Raw genomic sequence first — 12,846 nt, 5'->3', positions numbered from 1 at the left:
TGGCAGACCGTTTGCAAATTTCTGTGTCATAATATGTGCAACAGCCTCAGGCGAGGCAAAACTTTTCTTTATTACAGGTTTACCCATTGGTGCCTTAATAATCGGCACATTGTACCCAGTGTGCTCGCAATCACGGCAGGCATAAACATAATCGATATGCTCCACAATAATCGCCTTTGCCGGAATAATCTTAAGTTCGCGACGGATCTCTTTGCCCATGATGTGCATTTCCGTCCCGCATTCCGGACACTCCTGTTCATCTGCTGGTAAAAAATGTTCGATAATCTCTACAGGTAAGTCGTCAGGCAGTTTATCGTTGCTTTCCCGCATTTTTTTACGATGATAATTCTGTACTTCACTCAATTCAGGTTCGGCTATTCTTTGATCTGTAGTTGCCTCTGCTTCATTGAATAAATTTAATGTATCGTATTTACTCTTTTCACTGGAAGAACCGAACTGCTTCTGTTTTGAAAGACGCATTTGTTCCATCAACCATTGTACTTGTTGAGCCAGTTCCTTGTTTTGCGCCTTTAAAGCTTCATATTCATCACGCGGAATAGAAATCATTTCTTTAGTTGTTGTTGTATTTGATTCCATAATGTTTTCCATAAAATAGATTATACTCTATTTTTCAGGACGGGAACACTTTATTTTGCTAAATAATTTGAATTTCATTAACTTTTTTATGTGCTTTCGGTTGATCTATACTTAGACCTTCCATAAGCCATCTCAGTTGTTGTTGCGTAATGTTCCTAACGTCATCTTCACTTTTTGGACATTGGAAACTTCCTTTTTCTAGACGTTTATACAAAAGTACAAAGCCGTCGCCTTCCCAAAAGAGGGCTTTAATTCGGTCTCTTCTCCGTCCACAAAAAAGAAACAGTGTGCTAGAAAATGGATTTAGGTGAAAGCTTTGTTGTACGCAAGCCGCAAGACCGTCGATAGATTTTCGCATATCTGTATGACCACAGGCCACATAGATATGCTCCGCACGAGAAATATCGCCGATCATAATTGTCTAAGTGCGGCAAATACAGTTTCTACGGTTGCAGCATCAGCACCAGAATATACATTGATTTGCATAGTATCCCGATGAATACTAACTGCTATGTTGCCAGTATTATTTTTAGGTAGGTTGATTTCAGCGAATACGGGGGTTTCGTCACACGGGAACGTAGTATGTATTGATTTTTGAACGTTTTCCAATTCTCGACATGTTTGAAGATATACTTTTCGCTGCCAATAATAGTATCTTTTAATGTCGATGTCATTGTCAGCACACCATTTTTTAATGGTTTTACCACTGCTTCGGCAAGTTTTTACAATATCGGTCCATTTTTGCAACCGAACTTCATGTGTTACGATTTGTACATCCATGATTAGACTCCCTTCGAGTTTTTTAGCCTCTAAAAGAATCTAAAAAGCTCTAATTTAGATATCCTGAATGTATTTTCTCATGATGCACATTGATTGTACAGGTGATGGTTTAGTTGACGCTTACGGAAAAAGGAAGTGCATTTTTCGTAAGCGTACAACTAAAAAGTGTATATAAAAATAGTAGCCATTCAATATATACTCAGAATATGAATATATATTGAATGGCTGCTATGCTTATTATACGCTTCAGCGAGTTGAGGCCCGTAAGCCGAAACTAAAGGGGGTGTCGCAATAAGAAATTAGTGTGGCACCTTTTTTTTGCATAAAAAGAGAGCATACAGTGAAAATAACTCATTTACAATTAAAGTTACCACACACTAATCGAAAGGGGTTATCATTTATGCTCAATATTCAGGTTACTACATTTTTCTTAGACTTGGAAGACCTTTCTATTATAAATGTTACAGAAAATTCACTGACGGTTCAATTGCCACGTAAACTCCACATATGCCCATCCTGTGGGCAGCAGACGCAAAAAGTTCATGATTATCGCCTTCAAAAAATAAAACATCTTCCCTTACTCCATACGCATTATGATTTATTTCTGCGTAAACGACGCTATGTCTGTTCGTATTGTTCAAAACGTTTTTTTTTGAAGCCAATCCTTTCCTTTTGAAATATCAACGAATGACGACTTTGCTAAAACAATTTATTATTTCTCAATTTGCACAAGTGAAGTCTGCTTCTGCGATTGCTAGGGACACCAACGTCTCTGTTACGACCGCATTACGTCTTTTCGATCATGTCGCCTATATATCCACACAGCTACCAGAAGTATTGTCTATTGATGAATTCAAAGGAAATGCAGATGGAGAGGAATTTTAATGTAAATAGGATTTAAACCAATGCTGCCGGGATTTTCATATGAAGATTTCAATAATTTGGCGTCCTTTAAAAAGTTGATTACGAAGGATACAGCTGCTATTATGATTGAGCCGATTCAAAGTGAAGGCGGTGTACGAGCAGCTACACAAGCGTTTATGGATGGCTTGTGTAAATTATGTGATGAACATAATTTATTGCTTCTGTTTGATGAAGTCCAGACGGGATGGTGTCGAACTGGTGAAGTGATGGCATTTATGCATTATGGTGTAAAACCAGACATCTTATCTATGGCAAATATGGGTGGGGGAATGCCGATCTCGGCTATTGTGACGAGTAAAAAAGTGGTGACGGCCTTCAATATAGGTGCACATGGAACGACATATGGAGGAAATCCATTTCTCTTTCGAAAAGCTCCTCTGGCGTTCTGTAGCTTAGTATTTTCCTTGGCAGTGCACCAGTCTTCGAGAAAAGCAATGGTTTCAATACTACAATCACTCATTCGCGTACCCTTTGGCAGGAAACGTCGAATCAGCCATTGTGCCGTTCTTCGTACCTTTTTCAAAGGATGAGTAGGGGGGAAGTGAAGCTGCAATCACTGGTAGCTTCAGATTTGACATATTGATATTGCGCTGATATGTGAATCATCCTAAATGAATTTTTGCGTATATATTTTTCAGTTCAACACCTTATGCTTATTATGAGAGATTCTTAATCATAGCAGAAATCACGAGTGAAAATAATTTTTGGTCACTTTGTGGGACTTGGTTAAAGATTTGCTGTGTAAGATGTTCGATAGATTCTTCGATCTGTCGATGCAAAGCTAGACTTTTTTTCGTGAGTAGAATTTTTTTGTAACGGTGATCTTTGTCGAAAGGGGCAGTGGTGACGAGATCTTTTCGCTCCAACCGATTAAGGATACTGCTGATGGTGGGATGTGTGAGACCTAGCGCACGTTCAACATCTTTTTGACAGATGTCTTTTTTTTGATTTCGAGCGAGATAACCGATAACACTTGCCTGTGCATAGGTTAAATCGAGTGGATCCATATTGCGGTTCAGAGCACGTTCGATTGCAGTATTGAGTATTTTGATATCCATTAAATCCATGATAATCTCCTCATAGGTTGTTTGCGACTTATTATACAGAAGATCAAATTATTTGTCAACGGCATTTTTAAAGCGAAAAATAATTTTATTGACAAATAAAATTTAGAGTATTATAGTGAATTCTTGTCAGCTGAAGTTTTACTGGCATGGGATAAAATAGTAGAGCTGAAAGAAGGTCGTGAAAAATGCATATATGTCGCTTGCGACTTAATTTGGAATTTCGAGATGCGACAATGTAGTAAGCACAGTATGCCAAGTTGTGTTATACGAGGAGCTTCTTTGCTGAAATCCCTTTATATATGTCGTAAACGACGTAATTTAAAGCTGTACATTTTTTTAAAAGTTTATCTAATTAGGTAAGGGGTTAATAATGAATTTAAAACGAAAATCAGGGTCTATGGGAATAATTTTTTTAGGTGTTTTATTTGTTGGTGGTCTATTATTGACATACAAAGGAAATGATGCCATAGTGCTTGCTGTAGAAAAAAAAGATGGTATTTTGACGGCAGAACAGGTTAAAGTCTCTTTTGATTCGGTGGGGGGACGATTAGTGAATGAGGCAGTTAAGGAATCGCAGGAAATCAAAAAGGGTGATGTACTAATGGAGCTCGATAGTACAGATGTTGATCTTTCGATTGATAAGATGAAGACACAGATTGCTCAAGTTGATGCACAGATTAAGTCGAAAGGCGGTTCAATTGATAACGGTTATACGAAGGCTGATACGGATGAAAAGCAGACACATCGACAGATTGATCAACAGAAGGCTGCGGTGAGTGCAGCTTCAGCAACGTATCAGAATAAATTACTTGATTATAATCGAAAAGTTGCATTAGTAGCTTCTGGGGCTGTTGCACAGTCGGAACTTGATGCCGCACAGATGAATCTTGATGTTTCAGCAGCTGATGCCGCACAGCAGCAGCAGCTGTTGAAGAAGTTGCTGGCCGGTGCTGATGATAAGACAAATACGGATAGCATCGCTTTACCAACGATCATCGAACAGCGTCAGGAACTTAGCAATGAGCAAAACGATGTAGAGAATCTTATACAGCAGAAAAAAACGCTGGAGATCCAGCTCAAGGAACTTTTGGTCAAGAAGGACCGCTTGACACTGCGGGCTCCAGAAGATGGGAAAATTCTCAAAATCATTGCGAAAAAAGGTGAAATGATTTCAGCAAATACGCCGGTAATTCTCATAGAAAGTAAGCGCTATTACTATGATATTTACTTGAACGAGCAACAAGCGGCAAACTTGCATGAAGAGGATACGATTACTGGGCATTCTATTGCAGGAAATCTGGCTGCTGCTGGAACAGTGCGCTTTATTACAGCAGCACCGGGCTTTGCGGATCTTAAGATGAGTCGGGAAAAAAGTCAGGCCGATTTAAGTGCTTTTCAAGTGCGTATTTATGTGGAAGTACAGGATGGACTTTTGCCGGGAATGACCATTGAGGTGAACAAAGATGAATTCACTAAAAGATGAGTTACGGTATTTCTTCTCAGGTGAGGGGATGCCTTATGGGAAGGTCTCTCTGATGGTGATTGTAGTCGTCACTTCGATTTTCATGGCATGTTTTTCAAATAATTATATCGAGAAGGGGAAAATAGCCGTTATTGACATTGATAATTCTAAATATAGTCATGAATTTATTGACGAGATGAATGCATCGTCGTACATCCATGTGGATAAAGTGCTCAACATGCCAGTTAATCCACAGACACTCTTTTACCAGACTCGTCATCTGGCAGTGGTGTACTTGCCAAAGGGCTTTGAGAAGAATCGTTATAGTATGTCGGCGAATAACATAGGTGTATTTTATGACAATACGAATTTGTCGCAGTCCAGTAATATAAAAGAGGCTCTGAATGCAATAGTAGCCACGGAAAATGCAAAAATTGGTTCTGAACAGATTCAGGCCTTGGGTATGAGTAGTGATCAGGCAAGTGGCGTGCTAAGCAATATTTCGCTTAATAAGAGAGAACTCTTCAACCCAGTCGGTTCCTATGACGATACAGTTGTTATAGGATTTATGTTCTTTTTTTCTAGTGTGTTTTTCACCTTAGCTGTTATTGGCATTATCCCACGATTGCGGTTAGAGAAAAAATGGGAGATGGAGCTTCTGATGGGTAGTCCATTTGCAACAATGCTGCGGCTGGTGCCTTATATGCTCTGCTTTGTGGGGGCCAATGTGGTGGGGTTGGTAATGCTTCGTTTGATAGGTGATCTCAAATTTGAGGGGAGTTTTATGCTTTTCGTGCCATCAATGTTTATTTTGGCAGCATCTCTTGGCATCTTGGCGATGTTCCTGGGCTGGAATGCACCAAATCCGGGCATGGCAAGCGGTCGTATGATTTTCATTGTACCAGCGGGTTTTATTTTCAGCGGTATGACGATACCAGTAGATTTTTATCCTCACTGGGTGCAGGTGGGGTCGCACTTTTTTCCGTTGCTTTGGGTATATAAATTTACTAAAGATATTATTATGCGTGGAGCTTCCTTTTGGGACTGTGCATCGGAATATGGTGGATTTTTGATTTATTTAGGTATTTTCGCAGCTATTTTTAGTCTGCGCTTTTTCCGGCAACGACAAAAAATGTTGTTAGTTTTGGATGCAGCAGATAGCAAGAACATATGATAAGAGGAGAAATGATGGATGAAACTTGATACGATATTGGTTCCAGTGGATGGCTCTGAGCAAAGTTGGCGGGCATTGGACCAGGCTGTCTATATGGCGGGAATTTGCAAGGCACATATCGATATTCTTTATGTTTTGGACCTCAGCGTGAATATTCCAGCTCTGGATCGTGTGATTGCAGGTGGATATATTCCTGTGGAAATCAAAGAAGAAGCATATTTATTGCTAAAAAAAGCAGCAGCAAAGGTGGTGCCCGGGGTGGAGGTTTGTACATTTATGAATATTGGATCTCCGGCTTCGACGATTATTGATTTTTGTGCGGCCAGATCATATGATCTTATCATTATGGGCAATCGTGGATTAGGGAAAATCAAGCAAATCCTCATAGGAAGTGTAAGCCGTTATGTGCTTTACCATGCGGACTGTCCTGTGCTTGTTGTGAGGTAAAAAAGAACAGGAGTCATTATACAGAAAACCGAAACTGCTGATGAGCTAGGATATGAGCCTAAAAGACGAACGTGTGAGTCGTTAAATTGGGATAAATAGAGTAGGTGTCCAATAAATTGAAAATGGTTTTAAATATTTCGATACTATAAAAATAGGGAGAGTGATATGTATGCATGAAATCGGTGTTCGTCACGTAGCACAGATTGCCGGATTTAGTTTCAACATGGATACATTGTACATGACCTGGCTTGCGATGGCGGTTGTGATTGTTATTGCCATTTTGGCAACACGCAGTCTGCATGTCATTCCGAAAGGGTGGCAAAATGTCCTGGAAATCATTATTACAGGGCTGCAGAGTCAGATCAATGCTACGATGGGGGAAAGAGGCAAACTAGTAGCACCGCTGCTAATCTCTTTGTTCATGTTCATTCTGACGTCAAACTGGCTTGGTATGATACCGACGCTTTCATCGCCAACGAGTGACTTGAATACAACACTTGGTCTTGCACTGATGATTGTTTGTATGGTACATGTGTTGGGGCTTTATTTTAAAGGCTTCAGCTATATCAAACACTTTTTTCAGCCGTTTGCACCGTTTGTCATCATCAATCTTATTGAAGAACTGGCAAAACCTATTACACTGGCATTTCGTCTATTTGGTAATATACTGGCGGGGGAAATACTCATTATTATCCTGCTGATGTTAGTACCGATTTGGATGCCGATACCAAGTGTGGTTTGGCTCGCATTCAGCCTCTTTGTAGGCGGGGTTCAGGCGTTTATTTTTACAATGCTGTCCATGGCTTATTTGGCCAGTGCAGTAAAACAAGACAATCACTAAGAAGCGTTAAAAAACAATATTTTTAATTATTTTAAGGAGGATTTTATTCGATGGAAAATGCAATTATGGTAGTAGCTGCTTTAATAGGAGCAGGGTTAGCTATTGGTTTAGCAGCAGTAGGGGCAAGTATTGGTAATGGTTTGGTTACGTCTAAATTTATTGAGGGCTTAACTCGTCAACCAGAAGCAAAAAATGTTCTGTTCATTAACACATTAATTTCAGTAGGTTTGATCGAAGCTGTGCCAATTATCGCAGCTGTTATCGCCATCGTTCTGTTATATGCAAATCCATTAATCAAATAATGAATTGTCATAGACTTTTTATGTGAGGGCGACAGCATAAGAATGCCGTCGCCCACTTTATACGTGAGATAAGGAGGCAGCAGAATGGTTGACATTAATATGACTTTGGTTGCACAGATTTTTAACTTTTTAATTTTGGCAGCAATTTTAACAAAATTTGCTTATAAACCTTTGATGAAAGTTTTAAAAGAGCGTGAAGATCAAATTGCGAAAAGCATTGAATCCGCAGAAGCAGATGAGCTTAAAGCACAGGAACTTCTGAAGGAATACCATGATCAGCTTGCAACCGCTAGAATACAAGCACAAGAAATCGTAGATAAGGCGATTAAAAGAGCGCAAGAAGAGCGCGAAGCACATATCAATGAAACAAAACGTGAGATCGATCAAATGCGCAAAGCCGCTCAGGCAGAAATCGTTCACGAACGTGAGCGGGCCGTAGCCCAGTTAAAAGGCGAAGTTGTCGCTTTATCAATGGCTGCAGCAACAAAAATTATTGGCAGCAATATTGATACAGAAGCTAATGATCGCTTGATTGGTGAATTCATCGATAAACTAGACAAAGACAAAATGGGTGGTTTGCCATGTTAAACATGCAGTTGGCAAATAAATATGCGAAGGCAATTTTTGAAGTAGCACAAGATGATGGTAAAATCGATGAATATGGCACTGATCTAAAAACAGTTGCCAGCGAAATTGATGCACATAAAGAATTAGCCTCATTTTTAGTGAACCCTCAAATTCAGCCAAATGCAAAAAAAGATCTTTGCGCTAAACTGTTTAAGGAAGAACTGTCTGTATCAGTTTATAATTTTTTGATGCTGCTCATCGACAAACGTCGTGAAGTTTTATTACAAGAAATTGTCAGAGAATATCAAACTCTGTCAAATGCTGCTCAAAATATCATTCATGCAGAAGTTACGGTAGCATCTGCTTTAAATGAAAAGCAGCAAGCAAAACTGATTGAAAAATTGGAAGAATCTACAGGGAAAAAAGTTGTGGTTCGGACAAAAATAGATCAGAGCATTATCGGCGGTGTAGTTGTAAAAATCGGTGATAGACTTATCGATGGCAGCATAATACGCCAGATGCAATCATTACAAAAACAATTAATGGCAAATTAACTTGTAGATTGGGGTGACAGAGTAGTATGAAAATGAATCCAGAAGAAATAACAGCCATTATCAAGGAACAGATCAAAAACTATGATGTGGATCTGAATGTTGATGATGTAGGAACTGTTATCGAAATTGGTGATGGTATTGCTCACATCCATGGTTTAGAAAAAGCTATGGCGGGAGAATTACTTGACTTTGGTAACGATATTTATGGTTTAGTATTAAACCTTGAACAAGATAACGTCGGCGCCGTTATTCTCGGTGGCGATGTACTTATTAAAGAAGGCGACACGGTTAAAAGAACTGGCCGTATCATGCAGGTACCTGTTGGTGAAGCAATGATCGGACGTGTGGTGGATGCTTTGGGTCGTCCAATTGACGGCAAAGGGCCTATTGAATCGACAGAAAATCGTCCGATTGAATATCCGGCTCCTGGTATCGCTGATAGAAAATCAGTACATGAACCATTGCAAACAGGGATTAAAGCAATTGATGCTTTGGTGCCAATTGGTCGTGGACAACGTGAACTTATCATTGGTGACCGTGGTACTGGTAAAACAGCAATTGCGATTGACACAATTTTAAATCAAAAAGGACAGGATTGCTTCTGCGTTTATGTAGCAATTGGTCAGAAAGCATCGACAATTGCTCGTGTGGTAAAAACATTAGAAGATCAGGGCGCTATGGCATATTCAGTTGTTGTTGTTGCAACGGCTGCAGATAGTGCACCACTTCAGTATTTGGCTCCTTATGCCGGTGTGGCAATTGCGGAATATTTCATGTACAAAGGCCAGCATGGTCTATGCGTATATGATGACCTTTCGAAACATGCGGCAGCTTATCGTGCCATGAGCTTATTGCTTCGTAGACCACCAGGTCGTGAAGCATACCCTGGGGACGTATTTTATTTACATTCTCGTCTTTTGGAACGTGCGGCAAAGTTATCAGATGAACTTGGTGCAGGTTCCATTACGGCACTGCCAATTATCGAAACTTTGGCAGGCGATCTTTCCGGATATATTCCGACAAATGTTATTTCAATTACAGATGGTCAGATCATGCTTGAAACAGAAATGTTTTATTCTGGGATTAGACCGGCTATCAATGTAGGTCTTTCGGTATCACGTGTTGGTGGTAGTGCTCAGATTAAAGCGATGAAACAAGTTTCCGGGCGTATGCGTCTTGACCTTGCTCAATATCGTGAACTTGCTGCTTTTTCGCAGTTTGGTTCGGATCTTGATAAAGCTACCAAAGATCAGCTCGATCGTGGTGCACGTATGGTAGAAACGTTGAAACAGGCACAGTATTCACCACTTTTAGTACAAGATCAGGTACTGATTATTTATACCGCAGTAAGAGGGTTTTTAGCGGATATTCCAGTAGATCAGGTAGTGCGCTTCCATCAGGGCTTCCTCAAATTCATGAATAGCACGCATGCTGAAATTGGTGCAAAAATTATTGAACAGAAAAAACTCGACGATGCCCTTGAAGAACAGATCAACAAGGCAATTGGTGAATTTAAGGAAACATTTTCTTATAAGAAAGCATAATGCAGCGAGGTGATTTTTAATTGGCTAGTTTACAAGACATACGCCGTCGTATAAAAAGCGTAAAAAGTATCCAGCAAATCACAAAAGCCATGAAAATGGTAGCTGCAGCTCGCTTGCGCCGGGCACAGGAATCGGCAGTGGCCAATAAGCCATACGCTGATAAAATGCGTCAGGTTATTGCCGATGTAGCGGCAAATGCAGGCGGCGAATTCAGCCATCCGCTGCTCGAAGTGCGTCAAGATGGAAAAAAACTCTATCTCGTGCTTGCCTCGGATAAAGGTCTTGCTGGTGCTTATGCCAGTAATGTTTTTAAAGAAGCAGCAGCGCATATTTCAAACAAATCCGAAGTGGATTTAGTCACGGTCGGCAGAAAAACGAGAGATCATTTCGTCAACCGCCATTACAGTATCGTGAGTCAATATACCGGTATCAGCGAACGCCCTACGTATGATAATGCGCGCGAAATCGCTTCGGATCTCATCAAAAAATTCACAGCAGGTGAATGTGATGAAATCTATATGGTATATACAAAATTCATCTCGGCAATCACCTCCATTCCGACAACGATTAAATTATTGCCGTTTGACGATCTTGGAGATGGTGAAAAGGATGCATCAAGTGGAGAATATATTTATGAACCATCCGCTGGTGAAGTGCTAGGATTCTTATTACCACAATACTTGGTAACAACAATATATGCGGCGTTACTCCAAGCTTCCGCAAGTGAGCTAAGTTCCCGTATGACTGCGATGAGCAATGCAACGGACAACGCCGAAGAACTCATTGACAAATTAGACTTGCATTATAATAAAGTGCGTCAGGCAAACATTACCCGCGAGATCACAGAAATCGTGGGTGGTGCGGAAGCCTTGAAGTAAGGAGGTTTTCTTATAGTGGCTAATGGTAAAGTAGTACAGGTCATTGGACCTGTCGTAGATATTGAATTTCCAGCGGATTCACTACCAGCAATTTTAAATGCGATCACCATTCAGGGGGTCGCAGGTGAAGTGAAGATTGATTTGACAGTTGAAGTTATGCAGCATTTGGGTGATTGTGTCACTCGTTGTATCGCAATGAGTTCTACCGATGGTTTGACTCGTGGAATGGAAGCAGTCGATACGAAATCTCCAATTAAAGTACCTGTTGGGAATGAAACCCTTGGTCGAGTATTTAATGTACTTGGTAAAACGGTTGATCATAATCCAGCGCCGGTTGGCAATAAAGAATTTTGGTCAATTCATCGTTCTGCACCAAAATTCGACGAACAGGAAACTTCAACACAGATTCTCGAAACGGGGATTAAGGTTGTCGATCTTATTGCACCGTATTCCCGTGGTGGTAAAATCGGTTTGTTCGGTGGTGCTGGTGTTGGTAAAACAGTTCTGATTATGGAATTGATTCATAACATTGCAACACAGCATGGTGGATACTCCGTATTTGCTGGTGTAGGTGAACGTACGCGTGAAGGTAATGATTTGTGGTCAGAAATGACAGAATCCGGCGTTATTGATAAGACAGCACTTGTTTATGGACAGATGAATGAACCACCAGGTGCTCGTATGCGTGTAGCATTAACAGGTCTTACGATGGCAGAATATTTCCGTGACGTACAAGGTCAGGATGTACTTTTGTTTATTGATAATATTTTCCGTTTTATTCAAGCTGGGTCTGAAGTATCTGCATTGCTCGGTCGTATGCCGTCTGCAGTTGGGTATCAGCCTACACTGGCAACCGATGTTGGTGCGCTTGAAGAACGTATTACATCAACGAAAAAAGGGTCTATTACTTCGGTACAGGCCGTATATGTACCGGCTGATGATTTGACAGATCCCGCTCCAGCTGCAACATTTGCCCATTTGGATGCAACGACAGTACTTTCTCGTCAAATTGCCGAATTAGGTATTTATCCAGCAGTGGATCCACTGGATTCTACTTCTCGTATTCTTGACCCTCATGTTATTGGTGAAGATCATTATGAAGTAGCTCGTGGTGTACAGGCAGTCCTTCAGAAATACAAAGAATTGCAGGATATTATTGCGATTTTGGGTATGGAAGAATTATCAGATGATGATAAACTCGTTGTTGCCAGAGCGCGTAAAATTCAAAGATTTTTAAGCCAGCCGTTTTTCGTAGCGGAAGTATTTACTGGTTCACCAGGGAAATATGTTCCACTGAAAGAAACGATTCGCGGGTTTAAAGAAATTTTAGAAGGTAAACATGACGATATTCCAGAAGCCGCTTTCTATATGGCTGGTACTATTGATGAGGTTATAGAAGCAGATCGCAAAATGAAAAAGGGGGAATAATTCATGGCTACAATAAAGCTGGAAATTGTTTCTCCAACAAAAGTTGTTTATACAACCGATGTTAATATGCTTATTGTCCGTAGTACGGGTGGTGAACTTGGCATTTTACCGCATCATGCTCCGCTTATTACTGGATTGATTCCTCATGCTATGAGGGCTAAGACAGATGCTGGTGAGCAGCTTATTGCTGTGAGCGGCGGTTTTATGGAAGTGCAGCCAGATAAGATTACGATCTTAGCATCGGCGGCTGAACTGCCAATCAATATTGATATCAATCGTGC

The 12,846-nt window shown here is 40.5% G+C and carries 17 protein-coding genes and 2 pseudogenes; 14 read left to right on the top strand and 5 right to left on the bottom strand.

The window, feature by feature from the left end; all coding sequences use genetic code 11:
- The 3 genes from F606_RS0119900 to tnpA all read right to left on the bottom strand — a co-directional run.
- On the bottom strand, window positions 1–609 hold a 609-nt coding region (locus F606_RS0119900), incomplete at its 3' end, for an IS66 family transposase zinc-finger binding domain-containing protein (protein ID WP_019555629.1).
- 46 nt (window positions 610–655) lie between these two features.
- Complete coding sequence (tnpB, locus tag F606_RS0119895) at window positions 656–1,012, bottom strand: IS66 family insertion sequence element accessory protein TnpB (RefSeq protein WP_026329518.1); 357 nt, start codon at window positions 1,010–1,012, stop codon at window positions 656–658.
- Complete coding sequence (gene tnpA, locus F606_RS21825) at window positions 1,009–1,377, bottom strand: IS66 family insertion sequence element accessory protein TnpA (protein WP_019555627.1); 369 nt, start codon at window positions 1,375–1,377, stop codon at window positions 1,009–1,011. The genes tnpB and tnpA overlap by 4 nt, the downstream gene beginning before the upstream one ends.
- A 400-nt stretch (window positions 1,378–1,777) precedes the next feature.
- Between tnpA and F606_RS22505 the strand changes: the two genes are divergently transcribed.
- The 3 genes and pseudogenes from F606_RS22505 to F606_RS23770 all read left to right on the top strand — a co-directional run.
- Window positions 1,778–2,053 (top strand): transposase family protein, encoded by a 276-nt coding sequence (locus tag F606_RS22505; RefSeq protein ID WP_026329517.1) that lies wholly within the window; start codon window positions 1,778–1,780, stop codon window positions 2,051–2,053.
- 11 nt (window positions 2,054–2,064) lie between these two features.
- A complete protein-coding gene (locus tag F606_RS22500) occupies window positions 2,065–2,262 on the top strand; it encodes a transposase family protein (RefSeq protein ID WP_211210118.1) in 198 nt (65 codons plus the stop codon).
- Between the two features lie 20 nt (window positions 2,263–2,282).
- Window positions 2,283–2,600: pseudogene (locus F606_RS23770) on the top strand (aminotransferase class III-fold pyridoxal phosphate-dependent enzyme); the annotation flags it as partial.
- A 16-nt stretch (window positions 2,601–2,616) separates the two neighbouring features.
- Here F606_RS23770 and F606_RS23765 read toward each other — a convergent pair.
- Together F606_RS23765 and F606_RS0119870 are read right to left on the bottom strand one after the other, a co-directional pair.
- A pseudogene (locus F606_RS23765) lies at window positions 2,617–2,837 on the bottom strand (IS30 family transposase); the annotation flags it as partial.
- 120 nt (window positions 2,838–2,957) lie between these two features.
- Window positions 2,958–3,368 carry a MarR family winged helix-turn-helix transcriptional regulator gene (locus tag F606_RS0119870; RefSeq protein ID WP_019555625.1) on the bottom strand — a complete coding sequence of 137 codons (411 nt, stop codon included), beginning with the start codon at window positions 3,366–3,368 and terminating at the stop codon, window positions 2,958–2,960.
- A 370-nt stretch (window positions 3,369–3,738) separates the two neighbouring features.
- Here F606_RS0119870 and F606_RS0119865 point away from each other — a divergent pair, with 370 nt between their 5' ends.
- The 11 genes from F606_RS0119865 to atpC all read left to right on the top strand — a co-directional run.
- Entirely contained in the window at window positions 3,739–4,851 is a 1,113-nt protein-coding gene (locus tag F606_RS0119865; RefSeq protein ID WP_019555624.1) for an HlyD family secretion protein, read from the top strand.
- Window positions 4,832–6,004 (top strand): ABC transporter permease, encoded by a 1,173-nt coding sequence (locus F606_RS0119860; RefSeq protein WP_026329515.1) that lies wholly within the window; start codon window positions 4,832–4,834, stop codon window positions 6,002–6,004. Before F606_RS0119865 ends, F606_RS0119860 begins: the two co-directional genes overlap by 20 nt.
- Before the next feature lie 18 nt (window positions 6,005–6,022).
- Window positions 6,023–6,451, top strand: coding sequence for a universal stress protein (locus F606_RS0119855; protein ID WP_019555622.1), 429 nt, complete (start codon window positions 6,023–6,025; stop codon window positions 6,449–6,451).
- Window positions 6,452–6,620: 169 nt separating this feature from the next.
- Window positions 6,621–7,292 (top strand): F0F1 ATP synthase subunit A, encoded by a 672-nt coding sequence (gene atpB, locus F606_RS0119850; protein WP_019555621.1) that lies wholly within the window; start codon window positions 6,621–6,623, stop codon window positions 7,290–7,292.
- A gap of 50 nt (window positions 7,293–7,342) precedes the next feature.
- Complete coding sequence (atpE, locus tag F606_RS0119845) at window positions 7,343–7,594, top strand: F0F1 ATP synthase subunit C (protein ID WP_019555620.1); 252 nt, start codon at window positions 7,343–7,345, stop codon at window positions 7,592–7,594.
- Between the two features lie 84 nt (window positions 7,595–7,678).
- Window positions 7,679–8,182 carry a F0F1 ATP synthase subunit B gene (atpF, locus tag F606_RS0119840; protein ID WP_019551795.1) on the top strand — a complete coding sequence of 168 codons (504 nt, stop codon included), beginning with the start codon at window positions 7,679–7,681 and terminating at the stop codon, window positions 8,180–8,182.
- On the top strand, window positions 8,176–8,715 hold the full coding sequence (locus F606_RS0119835; protein ID WP_019551796.1) for a F0F1 ATP synthase subunit delta: 540 nt from the start codon (window positions 8,176–8,178) through the stop codon (window positions 8,713–8,715). Before atpF ends, F606_RS0119835 begins: the two co-directional genes overlap by 7 nt.
- A 26-nt stretch (window positions 8,716–8,741) precedes the next feature.
- The gene (gene atpA, locus F606_RS0119830; protein ID WP_019551797.1) at window positions 8,742–10,259 is read left to right on the top strand and encodes a F0F1 ATP synthase subunit alpha; all 1,518 of its coding nucleotides are present in this window, start codon (window positions 8,742–8,744) and stop codon (window positions 10,257–10,259) included.
- 20 nt (window positions 10,260–10,279) lie between these two features.
- Window positions 10,280–11,137, top strand: a complete 858-nt coding sequence (gene atpG, locus F606_RS0119825) for an ATP synthase F1 subunit gamma (RefSeq protein ID WP_019551798.1) — start codon at window positions 10,280–10,282, stop codon at window positions 11,135–11,137.
- Between the two features lie 15 nt (window positions 11,138–11,152).
- Window positions 11,153–12,565, top strand: a complete 1,413-nt coding sequence (atpD, locus tag F606_RS0119820) for a F0F1 ATP synthase subunit beta (RefSeq protein ID WP_019551799.1) — start codon at window positions 11,153–11,155, stop codon at window positions 12,563–12,565.
- Window positions 12,566–12,568: 3 nt separating this feature from the next.
- Window positions 12,569–12,846: ATP synthase F1 subunit epsilon (atpC, locus tag F606_RS0119815; protein ID WP_019554299.1), on the top strand; the 278-nt coding region annotated here is incomplete at its 3' end.

The sequence above is a fragment of the Propionispira raffinosivorans DSM 20765 genome (genome assembly GCF_000381065.1).
Classification (GTDB): Bacteria; Bacillota; Negativicutes; order Selenomonadales; family Selenomonadaceae; genus Propionispira; species Propionispira raffinosivorans.
This window is presented reverse-complemented; position numbering and strand designations above follow the sequence as displayed.

Excerpts from the sequence above, each read along its gene's own strand:
- tnpB (WP_026329518.1), bottom strand. The coding sequence starts at position 1,012 with ATGATCGGCGATATTTCTCGTGCGGAGCATATCTATGTGGCCTGTGGT.
- tnpA (WP_019555627.1), bottom strand. The coding sequence starts at position 1,377 with ATGGATGTACAAATCGTAACACATGAAGTTCGGTTGCAAAAATGGACC.
- F606_RS22505 (WP_026329517.1), top strand. The coding sequence starts at position 1,778 with ATGCTCAATATTCAGGTTACTACATTTTTCTTAGACTTGGAAGACCTT.
- F606_RS22500 (WP_211210118.1), top strand. The coding sequence starts at position 2,065 with ATGACGACTTTGCTAAAACAATTTATTATTTCTCAATTTGCACAAGTG.
- F606_RS0119870 (WP_019555625.1), bottom strand. The coding sequence starts at position 3,368 with ATGGATTTAATGGATATCAAAATACTCAATACTGCAATCGAACGTGCT.
- F606_RS0119865 (WP_019555624.1), top strand. The coding sequence starts at position 3,739 with ATGAATTTAAAACGAAAATCAGGGTCTATGGGAATAATTTTTTTAGGT.
- F606_RS0119860 (WP_026329515.1), top strand. The coding sequence starts at position 4,832 with ATGAATTCACTAAAAGATGAGTTACGGTATTTCTTCTCAGGTGAGGGG.
- F606_RS0119855 (WP_019555622.1), top strand. The coding sequence starts at position 6,023 with ATGAAACTTGATACGATATTGGTTCCAGTGGATGGCTCTGAGCAAAGT.
- atpB (WP_019555621.1), top strand. The coding sequence starts at position 6,621 with ATGCATGAAATCGGTGTTCGTCACGTAGCACAGATTGCCGGATTTAGT.
- atpE (WP_019555620.1), top strand. The coding sequence starts at position 7,343 with ATGGAAAATGCAATTATGGTAGTAGCTGCTTTAATAGGAGCAGGGTTA.
- atpF (WP_019551795.1), top strand. The coding sequence starts at position 7,679 with ATGGTTGACATTAATATGACTTTGGTTGCACAGATTTTTAACTTTTTA.
- F606_RS0119835 (WP_019551796.1), top strand. The coding sequence starts at position 8,176 with ATGTTAAACATGCAGTTGGCAAATAAATATGCGAAGGCAATTTTTGAA.
- atpA (WP_019551797.1), top strand. The coding sequence starts at position 8,742 with ATGAAAATGAATCCAGAAGAAATAACAGCCATTATCAAGGAACAGATC.